A 22,968-nucleotide genomic window follows, 5' to 3' on the forward strand; every position below is an offset into this window, starting at 1 on the left:
TTCAAGAAACAGCACATGTTCTTAACGATTTATCCGCTTCACTTTAACATCTTCATCCATGATCTTGCCCCGCTCCCATAGTTCCCTCTCTATGATGGGTTCATGTTCATTCGAAAAATAATAACTTTGATACAGTACCGACGGATCCGGTCGCTGATGGCTCTGCTTTCATCCTGTGCGATCGCTCCGAGGATACAAAGAAACAGTTCATTCCTTTCCGTCTCGCTTGATTTGACCACCTTTTACCCGATTGGTTACGGCAGATGTTGTCCTCTCTGCAATACGCGACATACTCAAACTTATTGATTGTTCGCCCCTTTGCTCCATTTCCATTACAGAAACTTCTTCACTACTATGGGCTCGGCTGACTTCTCACAGTTCGTTGTTACTAGGCTAATGGAACCTCTGTGAGACCTCCACGCTTAAGGTGCACGCTCTTTCTCTCCATATATCCGCCACATTTACTCTGCTACTACAAAAGTGGTAGTTATTAGACTTTGTTGAATTAATCCAACTTATCTCTCGTAGCCTAGCCTTATATGTGATTTCTGTTCGTCGGACCAGAGATTTGCCTGCAGCTTCCTTCAGATTCCACCTCACGATGGACACCCTTGCTGTTCGGCTATACATTTCCCACTACCTGGGCATGTTCGGGACTTTCACCCGTTAGAGCGCGCCCATGGCGCGCAAACTTAAAAAAAGGATTCCAGTTCATCTGGAATCCTTTCTGATTTTTCCGCATCACTATTATTCAACAGTAATGATTTCTTTTTTGTTGTAGCTTCCGCAAGCCTTGCAAACTCTGTGAGGCATCATAAGAGCTCCACATTTGCTGCATTTTACAAGATTCGGTGCGCTCATTTTCCAGTTCGCTCTTCTCTTGTCTCTTCTTGCTTTGGAAGATTTATTCTTTGGACAAATTGACATAGGTTACACCTCCTTAAAATTCTTATAAAGATCGCGGATAACTGACATTCTGGGGTCCAGACTTGTGTCTTCGCAGTCACATGTACCCTCATTCAGGTTCTGGCCACACACGCTGCAAATCCCTTTACAGTCTTCGCTACATAGAACTTTCGTCGGCCACCCTACTAAAATCTCATTATAGAGCAACTGCTCTACATCAAGATGATATCCGTCAATGTAATTCGCTTCGTCGGAATCGTCATCATCATCGGCACAATCCATATCCGTATTCACATTCTTCTCAATCTCAAGATCAAGGTCTACAGCAACATCCTCGAGACATCTGTCACAGGGAATAATCACAGTAAGCGATGATCCGCCAGTAATATGAAGCTTCTTATCACCCGCATATTCGATACGGATATGCAGGGGACTGATCCTGTCCACCGGAAATGTTCTTCCGCCAATTGAAACCTGCTTCATCTCGGGAACAACGTTATCTTCTATGGTCTTATGTGGTTCAGATAAGACGTCGGATAGGTTTATTAACATACTCTTAACTCCTATTCACACCTAGTCTATTATACCATGTAAAACGTATTTGTCAACCAAATTATTTACGAATTTTAAGGTTTCTATACTAAATAGAGTACTATAACAGTGCAACAGTCTCTCTTGCAATTGCAAGTTCTTCGTTTGTCGGAATAACAAGAACCTTAACTTTGGATTCCGGTGTAGAAATAATCATTTCTTCTCCGCGTTTTGCGTTTGCTTCCTTGTCGATTTCAACTCCGAGATATCCAAGATATGAACAGATTCTTTCTCTTGTTGTTCCGTCATTTTCTCCGATACCAGCTGTAAATACGATGTTGTCTACACCGTTCATTGCAGCTACGTAGCTTCCGATGTATTTAGCAACACGATATACAAACATATCAAGTGCAAGTGCAGCGCGTTCATTTCCCTCTGCTGCAGCTGCTGCAAGATCACGGAAGTCGCTGGATACACCAGATACACCGGCAACACCGGATTTCTTGTTCAGCATATTCAGGATCTCAGAGATTCCAAGGCCTTCCTTCTTAGCAATATACTCAATGATCGCCGGGTCAATATCACCGGAACGAGTTCCCATCACAAGACCTTCCAGAGGTGTAAGTCCCATAGAAGTATCTACACATTTTCCATTCATAACTGCGGAAATAGAAGAACCGTTTCCAAGGTGGCATACGATGGTTTTGGTCTCTTCATACGGTACTCCCAGGAATTCTGCTGTCTTTCTGGAAACATATCTGTGGCTGGTTCCGTGGAAGCCATAACGTTTGATTTTGTATTTTTCATAGTATTCATACGGGATTCCATACATAAATGCTTTCTTAGGCATGGTCTGATGGAATGCAGTATCAAATACAGCAACATTCGGGGTACCCGGCATCAATTTCTCACATACCACGATACCTGTCAGGTTTGCCGGATTATGAAGTGGTCCAAGATCGATACATTCTTCGATAACTTCCTTTACTTCCGGTGTAACAATTACAGATTCACAATATTTCTCTCCGCCGTGAAGTACACGATGGCCTACTGCTCCGATCTCGTCCAGGCTCTTAACAACACCGGTCTCGGCATCGGTCAGTGCATCAAGCACGTACTGGATTGCTTCTGTATGAGTCGGCATCGGTTTGTCCTCAGTGATCTTTTCTCCACCCGTCGGCTGATAAGTCAGTTTTCCATCGATACCAATTCTTTCGCAAAGTCCCTTTGCCAAAACTGCCTCTGATTCAGAGTCAATGAGCTGGAATTTCAATGAAGAACTTCCACAGTTAATTACTAATACGTTCATAATGTTTCTCCCTTCGTGATTCATGAATTTAACGTTTTTCCTATTCCATCTGAAAACGTACACTCTATATTTCATTATAGCGTATTTCCATGCCCCATACAAGCTTTGTTATTTTTTTGACAACTGTATGAGTGTCCGGACTGCATCCCGGATGAACTGTATTGTCTCTATACTCCCTTGAGAAATGGGAATATCTGCATTGCAATTGTAAAATAAATGATCGTAGTCCCGGTATCCACCAGAGTCGTGATAAGTGGTGCTGCCATGATTGCCGGATCCAGTCCCATCTTGTCCGCGATCAGCGGCAACGTACAGCCCACCACTTTCGCCATAATGATCGTGCAGATCATCGTCAGTCCGAGCGTCAGAGCAAGCAGGAACGGTGAATCCACCTGGTTGCGGTACATGATCATAATTCGGATTCCGTTGACCAGGGCAAGGAATGTTCCGACCAGCAGCGCGATGGAAACTTCTTTCACGATGACACGGAAAATATCCTTAAACCGGATCTCTCCGACGGTTAATCCGCGGATAATCAAAGATGAACTCTGAGAACCACAGTTTCCGCCCGTTCCGGTCAGCATCGGAATAAACGTATTCAGTACAGGCATGGCAAGGATCTGTGCCTCAAAATGTCCGAGCGCCAGTCCGGAAAAGGTTGCCGAAAGCATCAAAAGTAACAGCCACATGCTTCGATTCTTGGCGTGCTGGAATGCGGAAGTCCCGAAATAAGACTCTTCGTTGGGTGTAACACCGGCCATGATACTAAAGTCTTCCGTAGCCTCATCCTGCAGGACAAGCATCGCATCGTCTACTGTTACGATTCCGACCATGCACATCTCATGATCTACGATCGGGATGGCAACCAGACCGTATTTCTTAATCTTGATTGCGACGTCTTCCTGGTCGTCGGTTGTCTGTGCATAGAGGATATTCGTATCCATGATTTCTTCCATGGTACGGCTTTCACTGCTGGTCAGAAGGTCCTTGATATCGACCACTCCCACCAGTTTCCGCTTCTCTGTGACATAACAAGTATAGATCGTCTCACGGTTAATACCGACCTGACGGATCTTCAGAATGGCTTCCGCGACCGTCATGTCCGGACGCAGTCCCACATAATCCACGTTCATGACACTACCCGCACTATCATCCGGATATTTCAAAAGTGTGTTGATCTGCTTTCTCGTATCTTCATCCGTCACCATGAGCAGACGATCCACAACATTGGCAGGCATCTCCTCCAGCACGTCGACCGTATCATCCAGATACATTTCATTCATAACTTCTTCCAATTCAGAATCAGTAAGTGCATTGATCAGTGTCTCGCGCATATCGCTGTCCATATATGCAAAGGTCTCCGCTCCTTCTTCCTTAGCCAGAAGACGGAATAGGATTATCATCTGCTTATCTTCCACTTCACTCAGAAACTGTGCAATATCGACGGGATAATATTTACCCAGCTCTTCTTTCAATTCCTTATATTCTCTCGTTTCCAGAAGCTTTAAAATTTTATCGCGATCCACTTTATTTCCTCCTTCCCAGCCCAAAAAATCTATATCGAGTATGGAAATACAATTCTTTTGCCGAAAACTTCTTTTTATAGTATAATCTTTTTGAACACAAGATACAAGGAGATTCTCGTTAAGAACATGAAAATTGTAGGTTTAATTACAGAATATAATCCTTTCCATAATGGTCACAAATATCATATTGAACAGGCTCTGAAACAAACCGGTGCCGATTATGCCGTTGTATTAATGAGCGGTAATTTTGTCCAGAGGGGTGCACCTGCCATCATGCCGAAACACCTGCGCACCAGAGCCGCACTGTCTGCCGGAGCTTCTCTTGTTCTGGAGCTTCCTGTCTGCTGCGCATGCGGAAGCGCCGAATACTTTGCCCGCGGTGCCATCGAAATCTTCGATGCACTCGGCTGCATTGATTCGATCTGTTTCGGAAGTGAATGCGGAAATGTGGAAAAACTTGATCAGATCGCCCGGATTCTCTCCGAAGAGCCGGAAGAATTCCGTCGCTCTCTTCAAAAGAATCTAAAAAACGGACTTCCGTTTCCTGCCGCCCGCGAAATGGCACTTGCAGAATACACCGGAGATCCCGATCTTGCTGAGATACTGGATTGTCCGAACAATACGCTGGGAATCGAATACCTGAAAGCGCTCCATCGTACCGGAAGCAATTTGAAAGCCTTCACTATACAGCGTAAGGAATCCGGATATCATGATACAGAGCTCTCCGGCACTTTGAGTTCTGCTTCCGCAATCCGACATCTTCTTGTGGAACCGGAGGGCATGAGCCATAAAGAAACAGGTGCGATTCTTCCGGAGATTCTGAACGATCAGATTCCGGCTTCCTCCTTTGCAATTATGGAAGAAAACTATCTGAAAAGATTTCCTGTTTTCGCAAACGACCTGTCCCTGCTTCTAAAGTACAGGCTTCTTTCCGAAACCCGAGAATCCCTCACGCAATACGCAGATATCACAACGGATCTGGCTAACCGCATCATGAACCGGTGTAACGAGTTGATATCATGGGATCAATTCTGTGAACTGCTGAAGACACGCGAGGTGACCTATACAAGAATCAGCCGGATTCTTCTCCACATTCTTCTTAATATTCGTCAGAAGAACATGGATGATTATGCCCGTACCACTTTTGCACAATACGCCCGCATACTGGGTTTTTGCAAAAAAGATGCCGGTCTCCTCACCGTTTTGCATGAGCACTCCCGGATTCCTTTGATTACAAAATTGAACACCGCCCCGCCTCTTTCCGGCGAGGCAGTCGCAATGCTTCGACAGGATCTCTTTGCAAGTGACCTCTATGAGTCCGTGATTACAAACAAATATGGCACACCCTTTATTCCAGCACCTTCGCAACCGTTGGTCATTCTTTGATTTACGTAGTAATTTCATATCATACAAGTGGGAGCTGTGCCCCATCCGGGACACAGCTCCCACCTGTATAAGAGTTCCTCTTTATCGCATATATACGCTTTTCAGATTCAAACCGCTTTTTATGAAACCTTAAGCCTTTTCGTCACGGTCACCGCACAGGCTCCCGGTCCAATATGGCATGCCACGCTTAATGACAAAGGTGCCATATAGATATCATATTCCGGGAAAGTCTCTTCCAATTCCCGTTTCCATTCATTTGCATCTTCCTGATTTCCGGTATAGGCTGCATCAATATACAGATTTTCCGGGCCTTTACAATCGGAGAACTCTGTATCGATCACCTTCTGGATCGTTTGGATCATTGTCTTCTTCGCGCTCTTCCATCCTCTTGCCTTTGAAAAAGCATCCAGCTTTTCCCCTTTGATGCGAAGAACCGGTTTCAGATTGAGTACTGTACCAATTGCAGCGGCGGCCGGTGTAAGGCGTCCGCCTTTCTTCAGATATTTCAAAGTATCAAGTGTAATATAGATATCGGATTCTAATTTTATTTCTTCCAGAAGTGCTTTGATCTCTTCTGCATTTTTCCCTGCATCAGCAAGCGCTTTTGCTTCCATTACAGAACGACGCTGTGTAACGGAAATTCTCTGGTTGTTGACCACCTTTACTTTTCCGTCGTATTCTTCCGCCAGCATCATAGCTGTCTCGCAGGAACCGCTGAGTCCGCTTGACATTGGAATGTGTACGATTTCATCATATTCTTTGAGGATGTCATCCCAGAGCTTCATCACATCGCCCGGTGCAGGCTGAGAAGTCTTGATATCCGCGTCGCTTTCCATTTTCTGATAAAATTCTTCCTGAGTCAGCGTAATCTCCTCAAAAAAGAGTTCGTCATCAATATAGAAAGGCATCGGAAGCACAAATACTCCCATCTCTTTACCATCTGCCTGCGTGATACCACTGTTACTGTCAGTTACAATTGCTACCTTACTCATATTTGAATACCTCTCTAATTCTTAAAACTATGGATTGGTGCCGGAATTCTTCCTTGTCTGTTGATGAAAGCACTGCAGTCAAACTCATTCACCGGCATGATCGGCGCATACCCAAGAAGTCCGCCGAACTCTGCCACATCCCCTACATCCTTGCCAATGACCGGAATCAGACGTACTGCTGTGGTCTTCTGGTTCACCATACCAATTGCCATCTCATCGGCAATGATTCCGGATATCGTTGCCGATGATGTCTTCCCCGGAATCGCAATCATATCAAGTCCTACGGAGCAGACGCAAGTCATCGCCTCCAGTTTCTCCAGGCAGAGTGAGCCGGCATTTACCGCATCGATCATCCCCTGATCCTCACTGACCGGGATGAACGCACCGCTAAGGCCGCCGACATAGGATGACGCCATCACACCGCCTTTTTTCACCTGGTCATTCAGCATCGCAAGCGCTGCCGTCGTTCCCGGTGCCCCCACTCGCTCCAGACCGATCTCTTCCAGAATCTCAGCTACCGAATCACCTACAGCGGGCGTAGGGGCAAGTGATAGATCCACGATTCCGAACGGAATTCCCATCCGTTTGGATGCCTCTCCTGCAACAAGCTGTCCGACACGCGTCACTTTAAACGCCGTCTTCTTAATAGTCTCGCAAAGCACCTCAAATCCCTTGCCACGGCATTTTTCGATTGCCTTCTTGACAACACCCGGACCGCTGACCCCTACGTTGATGACCGCATCGCCTTCTGTCACACCGAGAAATGCTCCGGCCATAAACGGATTATCATCGGGTGCATTACAGAATACCACCAGTTTTGCACATCCCAGCGAGTCTTTTTCTTTGGTAGCCTCCGCCGTCGCCTTGACCATCTCTCCACAGAGACGGACAGCATCCATATCAATGCCTGTCTTCGTGGATCCGACATTTACGGAACTGCAGACACGTTCTGTGGAAGCAAGTGCCATCGGAATCGAACGGATCAGGTTCTCATCGCTTTTCGTCATTCCCTTTGACACCAGTGCCGAATAACCGCCGATAAAGTTCACGCCCACCGTCTTTGCAGCCTCATCCAGCGTTCTGGCGATGGTCACATAATCTTCCGGAGTCTTGCAGGCAGAGCCGCCCACAAGTGCGATCGGCGTAATGGAAATTCGTTTATTTACAATCGGAATTCCGAATTCCTTTTCAATTTTATTGCCTGTCTCAACCAGATCCTTTGCAATCGTCACAATCTTATTATAAATCTTTTCATTTAATTTTTCCAAATCAGAATCAATACAATCCAGAAGACTGATTCCAAGTGTGATCGTTCTCACATCCAGATTCTCCTGTTCAATCATCTGATTCGTCTCTGCCACCTCATAAAAATTAATCATCGTTCCCGTCCTCTCTTACAGTCTGTGCATTCTCTGGAAAATCTCTTCTCTCTGACAATGAATATCCACACCGATCTGAAGACCGAGGTCGCGAAGATCCACGGAAACAATATCCAGCTCCTTCTTTGAATTCTCAACATCTACAACTGCCATCATGTTAAAATAACCATCCACGATCGTCTGGGAAATATCAAGAATATTGATATTCGTATCTGCCAGATATGTGCAGACTTTTGCAATGATACCTACCGAATCTTTTCCTACCACTGTAATAATACATTTCTTCATAGTGTGCCTCCTGTGTCTTCTGTTCTAGTCTTATTAAACGGTTACTACTTCTGAAATACGATCTCTTCTTGCCACGGAAATCGGTATCTCCTCCCCTTTATAAGGATTATCTCCCAATGTCACTTCCAGTTTTACAGTCTCATATGCAAGTTCTGCATAATTATTCTCCTTGCTGAGGTGCCCCAGCAGCACATGCTGCAAGTTCTCATGTAGTATATCACAAAGCAGGCGTCCTGACAATTCATTTGATAAATGACCTTTGTCCCCCATGACTCTCTGTTTCAAATAGTAGGGATAGGGTCCTACCTCAAGCATATGGATATCGTGATTGGATTCCAACAGAACCGCATTCAGATTCTTCAGATTCTCCACCGTATATGCATCATATTTTCCAAGATCGGTCGCGACAGCCACTCTTTTCTCATCCTGCTCAAAGCGGTATCCGCTCGGTTCATTTGCATCATGCGAAATGGCAAATGCATGGATATCAATATCTCCCACCCGAAAATCCTCATCTACATGGATTTCCCGGTAAAGCCCGTCCGGCATTTTCCCCAGTCCTTTGTATTCGCGGATTCCTCGCAAGGTTCCGGGAGTGGCATAGATTGGAATCTGATACTTCCGGCTGAATACCCCCAGTCCCTGAATATGGTCGGCATGTTCATGGGTGATCAGAATTCCGTCCAATTCCTCACCTTTGATTTCCAGAGAACAAAGTCCCTCTTCAATCTTTTTTCTGCTGATTCCCGTATCCACTAGCAAATGTGTATCTTCACTTCCAACGTAAATGCAGTTTCCGCTGCTCCCGCTGGCAATGCTGCATAATCTCATCCGTTTATCTCCTGTCGTATCTATTTTTCATATTCGAAAGCGCGCGGTCGATCTGCACTTTCGTTTTCTCAAATTCTCTGCTGTTATCGATCGTAAGATCGCAAAAATCCCGGTAAGTCTCTTCGGTCACCTGGGATGACATCATGGATGCGGTCTTTTCATCCGAATAGCCTCTGTCTGTACGAAGCCTCTGAAAACGCACCTGCTTCTCCGCATAAATATACCAGATCTCATCCATCATTTCGCGGTATACCGGTTCTGTCATCAGTGCCGCCTCAAGGACAAAGATTCCGGTTCCCTTTTTCTCTTCTTCTGCAATCAACCGGTGGATCCTCTCATTGACCGCCGGATGCACGATCGCATTCAGTACACTAAGCTTTTCCGCATCGGAAAATACGATTGTTCCCAGTTTCTTTCGATCGATCGTACCGTCCGGATTGCAGATTCCCTCTCCAAAATATTCCCGTATTTTCCTCCAGCATTTTTCCTTCGGTCTCTGGAGTTCGTGAGCGATCAAGTCCGCCTGGCAGATTCTTGCGTGGTGTATTTCTTCCAGATACGCAAGAACCTGACTTTTTCCGGAACCCACTCCGCCGGTTATTCCTATCTTAATCATCCTAGTACCCCTTCCGATATCCCGGAGTTTGTCCATATCCTTTTCTGGTCCGCTATGTTTCTGTCCTCAATGAATCCTGTCCACAGCTTTTCCTTCCTATTTCGCCTCATACCAGCTCTGTCCGGTATGCATATCAATGTCAAGCGGGACATCCAGAGTAGCGGCATTTTCCATGCATTCCTTCAAAATCGCCTGCACTTCCTCCAATTCTTCTTTCCATGCTTCTACCAGAAGTTCATCGTGTACCTGAAGGACCAGCCGCGATTTCATCTTTCTCTTTGTCAGTTCCTTGTCTACCGCGATCATGGCGATTTTGATAATGTCAGCCGCGGTTCCCTGAATCGGAGAATTCATGGCCACACGTTCCCCGAACTGTCTTTGCATGAAGTTGCTGGAAGAAAGCTCCGGTACCGGGCGCCGTCTGCCGAAAAGCGTCACTACATATCCCTGCTCTTTTGCATGGGCGACCGTATCATCCAAAAATGTCTTAATTCCCGGGTAGGTTTCAAAATATCGTTCAATATATTCGGCTGCCTCTTTTCGCGTAATGCTCAGATCCTGGCTCAGTCCAAAAGAACTGATTCCGTACACGATTCCGAAATTGACCGCTTTTGCATTTCTTCTCTGCAGGTCCGTCACCTCATCAAAAGGCGTGTGAAATACCTGGGATGCAGTGATCCGATGGATATCCCTCGCCTCACGGTAAGCCTGGATCAGTTCCTTATCACCGGAACAGTGCGCCAGCACACGCAGTTCGATCTGTGAATAATCCGCATCAACAAACACATAACCATCTTCCGGGACAAAAACCTTGCGGATCAGCCTTCCAAGCTCCATTCGAACCGGTATATTCTGAAGGTTCGGTTCCGTACTGCTGATCCGTCCTGTCGCCGTGATGGTCTGATTAAATTTTCCATGGATTCTCTGATCCTCTTCCCTGATATAGACAGCCAGCCCATCCGCATAGGTGGATTTCAGCTTACTAAGCTGGCGGTATTCCAGGATTTTGGAAACCACAGGGTAATCCGGTGCCAGCTTATCCAGCACATCAGCCGCCGTGGAATAACCGGTCTTTGTCTTCTTACCGTTCGGAAGCCCCAGATGTTCAAAGAGAACAACGCCCAGCTGCTTCGGAGAATTGATATTAAATTCTTCCCCCGCAAGTTCATAGATCTCTTTCTCCAGCTCTGTGATCTTTCCGCCAAGCTGTTCTCCGTAGACACGAAGCGCTTCTCCTTCCACCTTTACCCCGTTCTGCTCCATTTTGAACAGCGTAAATACCAGCGGCATTTCGATTTCACGAAACAGCTTTTCCATATCCGTCTCGCGTAATTTTCCAAGCAGGACATCCGCTGCCGCAAACGCCGTGTACGCCTCATAACAAATCTTTTTCTCCTCATCTGCTTTCGGATCGATCATCAGTCCCAGATATTCCTGCGCCACATCTTCAAACGGATATTCACTCTTCAGCGGATTCAGCAGATAAGCAGCAATCGCCACATCGAAACATTTATCCACATCATCCGGATTTATTTTCACGTTTTTCAACAGTTTCTTCAGGTCAAATACCACAAACTGCCCTACCTGACCGGCCACAGCCTCGAGTCCGGCAAGAAGAAACTCCGAAGAGATCTCTCCCTCTGCCGGGATACAGTAGATCTCCTGATCGCCAAACGCAAGACCGATTCCGGCCTGTGCGGCAAATAACGGAAGTACATTTTTCGTCTGTTTATAGACCAGAGCTCCGACTCTTGCGGCCTGCTTTGCTCTTGCAAATACCGTCTCCGCCTCCCCGCGTGTATGAATGACCTGAAAAACACTCTCCAAAGCATTTTCGCTCTGCATCTCAAATCTTGACAAAAGATTCTTGAACTGCAGTCTCTGGAAATATGCATATGCCTCCTGGGTGTAGAGATTACCCAGTTTCGCCTCATCCAGATCATACGGGAAATCCGCTTCGACATTGATCGTCGCGAGCACCTTGCTCATTTTCGCCTGCTCCCAGTACTCCACAAGATTCTTTGCGGCGCGAGGCGGCTTCAGCTCTGATGCATGCTCGTACGCATGTTCAATCGAACCATAATCCGCAATGATCCTGGTCGCCGTTTTCTCTCCGATATTCGGAACCCCGGGAATATTGTCCGAAGCATCTCCCATGAGTGCCTTGACATCGATAAATTCCTGCGGTGTGACCAGATACCGTTCTTTCACATCCGCCGCATAATAATCTTCAATCTCGGTTCCTGCACGTTTTGTCTTGGGAACCCGGATTTCCACATGGTCAGTGGCAAGCTGAAGGAGATCCCGGTCACCGGAAAGAATCACGACTTCCATTCCCTTTGCTTCGCATCTTCTGGAAAGCGTTCCCAGAAGATCATCCGCCTCCAGTCCCGCCTGCTCAATGGTTCGAACGCCCATCGCATGAAGGACTTCCTTCATAAGCGGCACCTGCTCCCTTAATTCTTCCGCCATCGGTTTTCTCGTTCCTTTATATTCAGAGTACATCTCATGCCGGAACGTAGGCGCGTGGACATCGAATGCCACCGTCAGATACTCCGGCTTTTCCTCTTCCAGTATCTTAAACATAATGTTCAGAAATCCATAGACCGCATTGGTATGCAGTCCCTCCGCATTCGTCAAGTCCGGGAGACCATAAAACGCCCGGTTCAGAATACTGTGTCCATCAATCAGTACAATCTTACTCATGCCGTTATTCCTTTCTGCACCTTGTCATGCTGCCAGCGGGGATCCTGTACATCCAAAAGCCCCTTCTGGAATCAAAAAAATCTGCAGCTGCGAAGCCAATAGAACTTTACTCTACCGGTTTCGCAGCCACAGATTTTTATACTGCCGGCGGCGGGACTTGAACCCGCACGCGGTTGCCCGCAACAGATTTTGAGTCTGCCTCGTCTGCCATTCCGACACGCCGGCCTATCACGAACCGTAGATAATCATAACACAATCATCCGCGGTTCGCAAGTGTTTTTTTTAATTACTGACAATCTTTCTCTGCTTCTTCGGTATTCTTTTTGAGTGCATCATAAACAGGAAGCGAATCAAAGGTTGCGAAATAGTCCATCGGTGTCTCCGCACGCCGGATCAGCTGCGTACTTCCGTCCTCTTTCAGGAGAACTTCCGCGGAACGAAGACGTCCGTTATAATTATAACCCATAGAGAAACCATGCGCTCCTGTATCATGGATCACAAGCAGATCCCCCATATCAATCTTCGGCAGCATGCGATCGATCGCAAATTTATCATTATTCTCGCAAAGGGATCCGGTTACATCATACATATGATCACACGGTTCCTCTTCTTTTCCCATAACGGTGATATGATGATATGCACCGTACATAGCCGGACGCATCAGATTCGCTGCGCACGCATCTACGCCGATATACTCTTTATGAGTATGCTTCTCATGGATCGCTTTTGTAACAAGGCATCCGTACGGTGCAAGCATAAAGCGGCCAAGCTCCGTGTAGATTGCAACATCGCCCATTCCGGCCGGAACCAGCACTTCCTCATATACTTTCCGCACGCCTTCACCGATCACCTTGATATCATTCGGTTCCTGATCCGGTTTGTACGGAATTCCGATACCTCCGGACAGATTGATGAATTTAATATGCGCACCCGTTTCCTTCTGAAGCTTTACAGCAACTTCAAAAAGCACTTTCGCAAGAGTCGGGTAATACTCGTTCGTCACCGTATTGCTTGCAAGAAATGCATGGATGCCGAATTCCTTTGCCCCTTTTGCTTTCAGGATCTTGAAGGCTTCAAAGATCTGTTCGGTGGTCATGCCGTATTTCGCGTCGCCCGGGTTATCCATGATGCTGTTGGAAATCTTGAACAGTCCGCCCGGATTGTACCGGCAGCTGATCGTCTCCGGGATTTTTCCGATCGTCTGCTCCAGAAAATCAATATGTGTGATGTCATCCAGATTGATGATCGCACCCAGCTTTGCCGCAAGACGGAACTCTTCCGCCGGCGTATCGTTGGAAGAAAACATGATGTCCTCTCCTACAGAGCCTACGGACTCTGACATCAAAAGCTCCGTGTAAGATGAGCAGTCACATCCGCATCCATACTCTTTCAGAATGGAAAGAATATACGGATTCGGTGTCGCTTTCACCGCAAAATATTCCTTGTATCCTTTATTCCATGCAAACGCTTCCTTCAGTGCTTTCGCATTTTCACGAATTCCCTTCTCATCATAGAGATGAAACGGTGTCGGGTATTCCTTTACAATCTCTTCCAGTTGTCCTTTGGTCACGAATGGTCTTTTTTCCATGGTGTCCTCTCCTTCCTTGTCGTTCGATTATTTGATTGTATTTCTCTGAACTGTGATTTATTTCACATGTTCATGGGTAAACAGATGATCCTGACAATATTCATAATTGCCATTGCATTTGGAACAGTAACGGAATTCCAGGTTCGGATCATCCAGTTCTGTTCTTCCGCAGACTGCGCATTTATGCTTTGCTCCGCCTGCGTAGGTTGCAGTCGGTCTTGTCACCTCTTTCTGGAATTTATGCTTACGGATCACCTGTTTCGGACGATAACGCTGCATATTCCGATTCAACAGGAAGAAAATCAGGAAGTTAAGGAGCGATGCAACGATCGAAATCCTGGTAACGATTCCGCCTGCCACAAAATCCCATAAAATCAGTACTGCGTCCAGTATAGCCAGCCACTTCATCTTCACCGGAATGATTCCATAAAGATAAAGCTGCAGATCCGGCATGATCGCCGCACATGCAAAGAAAATAGACATATTGATATAATACGTACTGAAAATACCTCCGAAACCAACCATACCGCCTGTGATAACATACACGATAAATGCGCCGATAATGGTGAAAATGATTCCCGAGAAAATATACACATTATACCGGAACGACCCCCAGATCGTCTCCAGCGAGGTTCCCAGCGAATAGTACAGGAGCATCATAAAAATCACAAAGATCAGGCTGAAATTAGGTGGAATGATCACCCAGCTGATCAGGCGCCAGATCTGTCCCTGAAGGATCAGCCCCGGTTCCAGCGTAAAATAACTCAAAAGCTGCGGAGATAAGAACGAAAGCAGATATCCCACACCGTAACACACCAGCAGATAGACTGTCAGATTCTTCACCGCATATCTGCCGAATTTACGTTCCATTTTATCCATCCATTTTCTCATAAACTGACTCCATTTCTGTATTTTTTATACTCTTGTTATTGTATCCTTTGACTTTGTCTTTGTCAATTCTTCCGCTTAAGTTTACCGCCGTTTTAACAAATTCTACATCTTTTTTATGACATTTTCATATATTTTCTACATTCTTAATCGAACTTCCATTTGTATTTTCATCCATTCTGTCGTATAATGAAAAATGTTGCCGAAGCTAACGGCACACACTATTTAATAGGTAGTTATATTGACATATACGAGCCTTTTTAAGGCTCTATCAGTTAAGTAAGGAGTAGTATTTTATGAGTCAGAAAGAGTTACATACACTTGGAATTGACATCGGTTCTACAACGGTTAAAATTGCAGTACTTGGCGAGAACAATGAAGTGCTGTTTTCTGACTACGAACGCCATTTTGCCAATATCCAGGAGACACTGTCAGACCTTCTCGGCCGGGCGATCTATAAGCTTGGTTCGATCCGGGTATCCCCGATGATCACCGGTTCCGGCGGATTGACTCTGGCAAAGCATCTGGGTGTTCCGTTCGTACAGGAAGTCGTTGCCGTGTCTACCGCCCTTCAGGATTATGCTCCGCAGACGGATGTAGCCATCGAGCTTGGCGGCGAAGACGCGAAGATCATTTATTTTGAGAACGGAAATATCGAACAGCGTATGAATGGGATCTGCGCCGGAGGTACCGGTTCTTTTATTGATCAGATGGCCTCTCTTCTCCAGACCGATGCGTTGGGTCTGAATGAATATGCAAAGAATTACAAAGCACTCTATACGATTGCCGCACGCTGCGGTGTATTTGCAAAATCTGATATCCAGCCATTGATCAACGAAGGTGCCACCAAGGAAGACCTTGCCGCGTCCATCTTTCAGGCTGTTGTGAATCAGACGATCAGCGGTCTTGCCTGCGGAAAGCCGATTCGCGGCCATGTCGCATTTCTGGGCGGTCCTCTGCATTTTCTTCCGGAACTGCGTGAAGCATTTATCCGCACACTGAAGCTGGATGATGAACATGTGATCGCACCGACCTATTCTCATCTTTTTGCGGCGATCGGGTCTGCGCTTAATTCTCCAAAGGAAGTAGAGACTTCGCTGAACGAGATGCGGCAGAAACTTGCCTCAAAAATCCAGATGGAATTCGAAGTAGAACGTATGGAACCGCTTTTTTCCTCCGAGGCAGACTATCTGGAATTCCAGCAGCGCCATGCAAAGCATCAGGTTCCGGTGGGGGATCTTGCCAGCTACCGCGGCAATGCCTATCTCGGGATTGATGCAGGTTCTACGACCACCAAAGCAGCACTGGTCGGAGAAGACGGAACACTTCTGTATTCCTTTTATCATGGTAATGACGGAGATCCGCTCGGAACCACGATCACTGCCATCAAAGACATTTACAGCAAACTTCCGGAGGGCGTCTCCATCGTCCACTCCTGCTCAACCGGTTATGGGGAAGCACTGATCAAAGCGGCTCTTCTTCTTGACGAGGGTGAGGTAGAAACAGTGTCTCACTATTACGCTGCATCCTACTTTGAACCGGATGTAGACTGTATCCTCGACATCGGCGGTCAGGATATGAAATGCATCAAAATTAAAAATCAGACCGTAGACAGTGTTCAGCTCAACGAGGCATGCTCTTCCGGATGCGGTTCTTTCATCGAGACATTCGCAAAATCTCTGAATTACTCCGTGGAAGAATTTGCCCATGAAGCTTTATTTGCAAAACATCCGATCGATCTCGGAACGCGCTGTACCGTATTTATGAATTCCAAAGTTAAGCAGGCACAGAAAGAAGGCGCGGAAGTGGCCGACATTTCTGCAGGACTTGCTTACTCTGTAATCAAAAACGCTCTGTTCAAAGTAATCAAAGTATCCGATGCATCTGAACTTGGCAAACGGATCGTTGTTCAGGGCGGAACCTTCTATAACGACGCGGTACTTCGAAGCTTTGAGAAGATCGCAGGCTGTCAGGCAATTCGCCCTGACATCGCCGGAATCATGGGAGCCTTCGGTGCCGCTCTCATTGCTCGCGAACGGTACCAGTTCAAAGAATGTAAGAATACAACCATGCTTTCCATCGAAGACATCAACGCACTGGAATACAGTACGACCATGTCCAAATGTAAAGGCTGTACCAATAACTGTCGTCTGACCATCAATAAGTTCAGCGGTGGCAGACGTTTCATTTCCGGCAACCGCTGTGAACGAGGTCTCGGAAAAGAGAAGACCAACAACCATATTCCGAACCTGTTCGCCTATAAGAACGAACGATACTTCGGATATGAACCGCTCAGCGAACTGGAGGCTTACCGTGGCACGGTGGGAATCCCGCGTGTTCTCAACATGTATGAGAACTACCCGTTCTGGTTCACTTTCTTTACCAGACTGGGATACCGTGTGGTTCTCTCCTCTCCGTCCACACATCAGATTTACGAATTGGGTATCGAGTCCATTCCAAGTGAATCCGAGTGTTATCCGGCCAAGCTTGCACACGGACATGTACAGTGGCTGATCAACAAGAAAGTGGATTTTATCTTCTATCCTTGTATTCCATACGAGCGAAGCGAATTCGAAGATGCCGACAATCACTACAACTGCCCGATCGTTACATCCTACGCGGAAAATATCAAGAACAATATGGACCCGATCGTAAAAGGAGAGGTCGAGTTTCTGAATCCGTTTCTCGCACTTACGAGTGAAGAGACGGTTACGACAGGCCTTGTAAATAAGTTCGGATCTCTGAAAAAGATTCCGGAGTCTGAAATCCGGACTGCAGCGCATGCTGCCTGGGAAGAACTTGCAAGCTGCCGTGCGGATATCCGCAAAAAAGGGGAAGAGACTCTTGCATATATGGAAGAGACGGGAACCAGAGGCATTGTGCTCGCCGGTCGTCCTTATCACTACGACCCGGAAGTAAACCACGGAATACCGGAACTGATCAACGCATACGGTATTGCAGTCCTCACCGAGGACTCCATTTCCCATCTGAATCCCGTCGAGCGTCCGCTCAACGTTATGGACCAGTGGATGTACCATTCCCGCCTTTACGCAGCCGCAAACTATGTGAAGACCCGCGATGACCTGGATCTCATCCAGCTCAATTCCTTTGGATGCGGTCTGGATGCAGTTACTACAGACGAGGTTGCCGACATTCTGACCGGTTCCGACAAAATTTATACTTCTCTTAAGATCGATGAGGTCAACAACCTGGGAGCTGCCCGTATCCGAATCCGTTCTCTGATCGCCGCAATCCGCGTACGTGAACAGAAACAAATGAAACGAGAGATTCGCCCTGCATCGATTGAGAAAGTACAGTTTACAAAGGAAATGAAGGAAAACTACACCATCCTTTGCCCGCAGATGTCACCGATCCACTTCAATCTCATTGAGCCGGCTTTCCGTAAAGCGGGCTATAAGATCGAAGTACTGAAGAACGATAATAAAAACGCCGTAAATACCGGTCTCAAATATGTAAATAACGATGCCTGCTATCCGTCTCTCATCGTAGTAGGACAAATTATGGACGCCATCCTGTCCGGCAAATACGATACGGACAAGCTTGCCGTGATCATCAGCCAGACCGGCGGCGGCTGCCGTGCATCCAACTATATCGGTTTCATCCGCCGTGCACTGAAAAAGGCCGGCTATGCACACATTCCGGTGATTTCGATCAACCTGAGCGGACTGGAGAGCAATCCAGGCTTTAAGATCACCCCGTCTCTTGTGATCAAAGGTGTTTACGGGGCGATAATCGGCGATGTGTTTATGCGCTGCCTCTACCGGGTACGTCCATATGAAGCTGTTCCGGGCTCTGCAAATGCATTACATAAGAAATGGGAGGAAGAGGCCATCCGATTCATAACCAAGGATCATCAGAGCCGAAGAGAATTCAAACGTCTCTGCCGCGCAATCGTACATGACTTCGATACTCTTCCAATCAAAGACGTAAAGAAAGCGCGCGTAGGTGTAGTCGGAGAAATCCTTGTGAAATTCCTTCCTGCCGCCAACAACCATCTGGTGGATCTGTTGGAACAGGAAGGCGCCGAAGCTGTCGTGCCGGATCTTGTGGATTTCCTGCTCTACTGCTTCTACAATACCAATTTCAAGGCAGAACATCTGGGCATGAAGAAATCATCTGCCAGACTTGGAAATCTTGGTATCCGTGCTCTGGAATGGTTCCGCAAACCGGCAGTGGATGCTCTGAAAGCAAGTGAACGTTTTGACGCTCCATCCCATATTGAAGAGCTTGCTGAAATGGCAAGTGAGATCGTTTCTCTCGGAAACCAGACCGGTGAAGGTTGGTTCCTGACCGGTGAAATGCTGGAGCTTATCAAGAGCGGTGCATCCAACATTGTCTGTACGCAGCCATTTGCCTGCCTGCCGAACCACGTAGTTGGAAAAGGAGTCATCAAAGAACTCAGACGCCGTCATCCGGAATCCAATATTGTAGCGATCGACTACGACCCGGGTGCCAGCGAAGTAAACCAGCTGAACCGTATCAAATTGATGCTTTCAACGGCTTACAAGAAAATGAACGAAACAGCATAAATAATAAGCGCAGATCCGAAATCTCAGACCTGCGCTTTTTTATATTTGTTATTTATTCCATTTCACTGAGCAGTTTATCGATACTTACCAGCTTCACGCTGAGAACGAAAACCTGTGCGGCAACTGCAAGCTCTTCAGGTGTCGGGAATGAAGGTGCGATACGGATATTGCTGTCTTTCGGATCCTTGCCATACGGGAAGGTTGCTCCCGCTCCCGTCATGATCAGTCCTGCTTCTTTCGCCTTAGCGACAATCGCTTTCGCACATCCTTCCATGGAATCAAAGGAAATAAAATATCCTCCACGTGGAGCGATCCAGGAACCGATCTCCAATCCTCCAAGCTCGGTTTCGAGAACATTCAGAACCGTTTCGAACTTCGGACGCAGAATATCTGCATGCTTCTTCATATGCTCTACCATTCCATGAATATCTTTGAAATAACGCACATGACGAAGCTGATTCAATTTGTCATGTCCGATCGTCTGAATGGACATCATCTGCCGGATCTCTTTCAGGTTATTATCAGATGCTGCGATTGCTGCGATACCGGAACCAGGGAAACTGATCTTGGAAGTGGAACCAAATTTATAAACCATATCCGGATGTCCTTCCTTTTTACATTCCATCAGGATCTCGATCAGATAGTCCTGTTTGTCTTCATATAAATGATGGATACCATACGCATTGTCCCAGAAAATACGGAAATCCTCGGCTGCCGGATTCAGTGTGGAAAAACGATGAACGGTCTCGTCTGAATAAGTGATTCCCTGTGGATTAGAGTATTTCGGCACACACCAGATTCCTTTTACACTTGGATCATTTTCTACATACTGAGCCACCAGATCCATATCCGGTCCGTCCTGTGTCATCGGGATATTGATCATCTCAATACCAAAATGCTCTGTAATCTTAAAATGGCGGTCATAACCCGGTACCGGACAGAGGAATTTTACCTTATCCAGCTTTGCCCATGGAGTACTGCCCATAATACCATGTGTCATCGCACGTGCCACGGTATCATACATCACATTCAGACTTGAATTTCCGAAAATAATGATGTTGTCTTTCGGTACTTCCATCATATCCGCAAACAGCTGCTTTGCTTCCTTAATACCATCTATCACACCATAATTTCGACAGTCAACGCCTTCTTCACATACCAGATCCGAATCACCGTTCAGCACATCCATCATTCCCATCGAAAGATCAAGCTGTGCCTTAGACGGTTTTCCTCTTGACATATCAAGCTTCAGACCTTTTCCCTTCACATCTTCAAATTCTACTTCCAGTTCTTTCTTAAGCTCCAGCAATTCTTCTCTACTCAAATCTTTATATGCAGTCATAGCAAATCCTCCATTTTATCGCACTGAATTTTATCTCACCGAATGATAGTATATCGAAAGAATGACGTTTCGTCAACCATTTCCTGCATTTTATTCAATTCAAAAACAGATTTTCGGCATTTTATAATGATAATTTGAAATTTTATATTTAGTTTTATTCATTTATTACTTCATCAGAATCGACAAACAGTGTAAAATGCAAAAAGGAGACGCATTTGATACGTCTCCCATTTTATTCTGCCCTGTTTAAACAACACTATGCCTGCAGATATTTCTATTTTTTAATCAGCAGTGATTTTCCAGTCATTTCTTTTGGCTGTTCCATGCCCATCAGTTCGATCAGAGTCGGTGCGATATCGGCCAGACATCCTCCCTCTCTGAGTCCGTAACCTTCTGCATTGACCAGAATAAACGGAACCTGATTGGTTGTATGAGCGGTGAACGGTTCGCCGGTCTCCTCGTCGATCAGCTGTTCTGCATTTCCGTGATCGGCACAGATGAACATCTGTCCGTTTACTTCTTTGATCGCGTCAACGGTCTTTCCTACGCATTCATCCACTGCTTCTACAGCCTTGATAGCAGCTGCTTCCACACCAGTATGTCCTACCATATCCGGGTTTGCAAAGTTGATGATGATAACATCATATTTATCGGATTTGATTGCTTCCACCAGTTTATCACATACTTCATAAGCGCTCATCTCCGGCTTCAGATCATAGGTCGCAACCTTTGGCGATTTCACAAGAATACGATCTTCGCCTTCATTTGGTTCTTCTACTCCTCCATTAAAGAAGAAGGTTACATGCGCATACTTTTCTGTTTCCGCGATTCTTGCCTGTGTCATATGATTTGCTGCCAGGAATTCGCCAAAGGTATTGGTGATCTCAGTCTTCACAAATGCCACGGATTTGTTCGGAATCGTAACATCATATTCTGTGAAACATACATACGTTGTCTTAATTCTCTCTCCGCGGTCGAATCCGGTAAATTCATCATCGCAGAATGTTCTGGTGATCTCTCTTGCACGGTCCGGACGGAAGTTAAAGAAAATCACAGAATCGCCGTTCTGGATTGTTGCGGTAGGTGCGCCATCTTTCAGAACAACCGTCGGCACAACGAACTCATCTGTCTCATCCTTATCGTAGGACTGCTGAACGGCCTGCACCGGATCCTCTGCCGTAAGTCCTTCTCCTTTAACCAGTGCATTATAGGCTTTCTCTACACGGTCCCATCTGTTATCGCGGTCCATCGCATAGTAACGTCCCATCACAGAAGCGACTTCACCGACACCGATCTCAGCCATTTTATTCACCAGTTCCTGTACGTAGTCTTTTCCTGATGCCGGAGGTGTATCACGTCCGTCAAGGAAACAATGAACATATACTTTTGAAAGACCCTGGCGTTTTGCCAGCTCAAGAAGTCCGTAAATATGGGTATTATGGCTGTGGACGCCGCCATCGGAAACCAGACCGAACATATGAAGCGCAGTTCCGTTCTCCTTCGCGTTCTGACATGCCTTTAAAAGCTCCGGATTCTCAAAGAAATCTCCATCCTGGATCGCTTTCGTGATCTTTGTAAGATCCTGGTAAACGATTCTTCCGGCTCCCATATTCAAGTGGCCTACTTCTGAATTACCCATCTGTCCGTCCGGAAGTCCTACAGCCAGTCCACTTGCGTTGCCTCGAACAAACGGACACTCTGCCATCAGTTTATCCATAACCGGTGTCTTTGCCTCTGCAACTGCATTACCGGTTGTTTTTTCATTTAATCCATAACCGTCCAAAATCATCAAAACCGTTGGTTTCTTACTCATCTGTTATACACTCCTTCATCAAATAGATTTAAAACGCTCTACCCTCGTATTTTACATGATTTTGCCTATACTTGCAATACATTGTGAATTATTTGACCATTTTTCAACAAACTCTTAATTGACAAATGTAAATAAAATGGTATAATTAATATCAGTAATAATTATCGTTTTTATCGGGAGTTTGACAGTTAAACAATAGGAAAAGCACTTGCAGGCCGCATAAAACCTGCTTTTTTTGTGTCAACTTTTTGGTTTTATTGTATTGTATTTTATTGCAATGTATGGTATAATGTGGAAAAGGGGGTATTTCCTATGAG

Annotated in this window: 17 protein-coding genes and 1 tRNA gene; 2 read left to right on the top strand and 16 right to left on the bottom strand. The window is 46.1% G+C overall.

Features of this window, described 5'->3' with window-relative positions:
* Positions 1–89 precede the first annotated feature (89 nt).
* The 5 genes from ACTNBF_RS08525 to mgtE all read right to left on the bottom strand — a co-directional run bounded on the left by ACTNBF_RS08525 (position 90) and on the right by mgtE (position 4,272).
* Positions 90–239, bottom strand: coding sequence for a hypothetical protein (locus ACTNBF_RS08525; protein ID WP_441089063.1), 150 nt, complete (start codon positions 237–239; stop codon positions 90–92).
* A gap of 508 nt (positions 240–747) precedes the next feature.
* Positions 748–927: a 50S ribosomal protein L32 gene (gene rpmF, locus ACTNBF_RS08530; protein ID WP_427807031.1), complete on the bottom strand. Its 180-nt coding sequence runs from the start codon at positions 925–927 to the stop codon at positions 748–750.
* 3 nt (positions 928–930) lie between these two features.
* On the bottom strand, positions 931–1,458 hold the full coding sequence (locus ACTNBF_RS08535) for a YceD family protein (protein WP_427819796.1): 528 nt from the start codon (positions 1,456–1,458) through the stop codon (positions 931–933).
* Between the two features lie 100 nt (positions 1,459–1,558).
* Entirely contained in the window at positions 1,559–2,746 is a 1,188-nt protein-coding gene (locus tag ACTNBF_RS08540) for an acetate/propionate family kinase (protein WP_427819795.1), read from the bottom strand.
* Between the two features lie 167 nt (positions 2,747–2,913).
* Complete coding sequence (mgtE, locus tag ACTNBF_RS08545; RefSeq protein ID WP_427807034.1) at positions 2,914–4,272, bottom strand: magnesium transporter; 1,359 nt, start codon at positions 4,270–4,272, stop codon at positions 2,914–2,916.
* A 126-nt stretch (positions 4,273–4,398) separates the two neighbouring features.
* Between mgtE and ACTNBF_RS08550 the strand changes: the two genes are divergently transcribed.
* Positions 4,399–5,658 (top strand): nucleotidyltransferase, encoded by a 1,260-nt coding sequence (locus tag ACTNBF_RS08550; RefSeq protein WP_441024863.1) that lies wholly within the window; start codon positions 4,399–4,401, stop codon positions 5,656–5,658.
* Between the two features lie 119 nt (positions 5,659–5,777).
* Here the strand turns inward: ACTNBF_RS08550 and ACTNBF_RS08555 are convergent, their stop codons facing one another.
* The 9 genes from ACTNBF_RS08555 to ACTNBF_RS08595 all read right to left on the bottom strand — a co-directional run bounded on the left by ACTNBF_RS08555 (position 5,778) and on the right by ACTNBF_RS08595 (position 14,949).
* Entirely contained in the window at positions 5,778–6,650 is an 873-nt protein-coding gene (locus ACTNBF_RS08555) for a DegV family protein (protein WP_441024861.1), read from the bottom strand.
* Between the two features lie 14 nt (positions 6,651–6,664).
* Complete coding sequence (locus tag ACTNBF_RS08560) at positions 6,665–8,029, bottom strand: PFL family protein (protein WP_427807037.1); 1,365 nt, start codon at positions 8,027–8,029, stop codon at positions 6,665–6,667.
* 15 nt (positions 8,030–8,044) lie between these two features.
* Positions 8,045–8,317, bottom strand: a complete 273-nt coding sequence (locus tag ACTNBF_RS08565; protein ID WP_427807038.1) for an ACT domain-containing protein — start codon at positions 8,315–8,317, stop codon at positions 8,045–8,047.
* A gap of 33 nt (positions 8,318–8,350) precedes the next feature.
* Positions 8,351–9,148 (bottom strand): MBL fold metallo-hydrolase, encoded by a 798-nt coding sequence (locus ACTNBF_RS08570; protein WP_427807039.1) that lies wholly within the window; start codon positions 9,146–9,148, stop codon positions 8,351–8,353.
* A gap of 4 nt (positions 9,149–9,152) precedes the next feature.
* On the bottom strand, positions 9,153–9,764 hold the full coding sequence (coaE, locus tag ACTNBF_RS08575) for a dephospho-CoA kinase (RefSeq protein ID WP_441024860.1): 612 nt from the start codon (positions 9,762–9,764) through the stop codon (positions 9,153–9,155).
* Positions 9,765–9,860: 96 nt separating this feature from the next.
* On the bottom strand, positions 9,861–12,470 hold the full coding sequence (gene polA / locus ACTNBF_RS08580) for a DNA polymerase I (protein WP_441024858.1): 2,610 nt from the start codon (positions 12,468–12,470) through the stop codon (positions 9,861–9,863).
* A 142-nt stretch (positions 12,471–12,612) separates the two neighbouring features.
* Positions 12,613–12,695 (bottom strand) — tRNA-Leu (locus tag ACTNBF_RS08585).
* A 61-nt stretch (positions 12,696–12,756) separates the two neighbouring features.
* Entirely contained in the window at positions 12,757–14,058 is a 1,302-nt protein-coding gene (locus ACTNBF_RS08590) for a diaminopimelate decarboxylase (RefSeq protein WP_427807043.1), read from the bottom strand.
* 57 nt (positions 14,059–14,115) lie between these two features.
* A complete protein-coding gene (locus ACTNBF_RS08595; RefSeq protein WP_427807044.1) occupies positions 14,116–14,949 on the bottom strand; it encodes a hypothetical protein in 834 nt (277 codons plus the stop codon).
* Positions 14,950–15,242: 293 nt separating this feature from the next.
* Here ACTNBF_RS08595 and ACTNBF_RS08600 point away from each other — a divergent pair, with 293 nt between their 5' ends.
* On the top strand, positions 15,243–19,496 hold the full coding sequence (locus tag ACTNBF_RS08600; RefSeq protein ID WP_441024857.1) for an acyl-CoA dehydratase activase-related protein: 4,254 nt from the start codon (positions 15,243–15,245) through the stop codon (positions 19,494–19,496).
* Positions 19,497–19,548: 52 nt separating this feature from the next.
* On the opposite strand, the gene ACTNBF_RS08605 is transcribed toward ACTNBF_RS08600, so the two are convergent.
* Positions 19,549–20,838 carry an aminotransferase gene (locus tag ACTNBF_RS08605; RefSeq protein WP_441089064.1) on the bottom strand — a complete coding sequence of 430 codons (1,290 nt, stop codon included), beginning with the start codon at positions 20,836–20,838 and terminating at the stop codon, positions 19,549–19,551.
* A 274-nt stretch (positions 20,839–21,112) separates the two neighbouring features.
* Positions 21,113–22,651 carry a 2,3-bisphosphoglycerate-independent phosphoglycerate mutase gene (gpmI, locus tag ACTNBF_RS08610; protein WP_427807048.1) on the bottom strand — a complete coding sequence of 513 codons (1,539 nt, stop codon included), beginning with the start codon at positions 22,649–22,651 and terminating at the stop codon, positions 21,113–21,115.
* Positions 22,652–22,968 lie beyond the last annotated feature (317 nt).

It is taken from the genome of Bariatricus sp. HCP28S3_A4 (assembly GCF_052066395.1).
Taxonomy (GTDB): domain Bacteria; phylum Bacillota; class Clostridia; order Lachnospirales; family Lachnospiraceae; genus Allocoprococcus.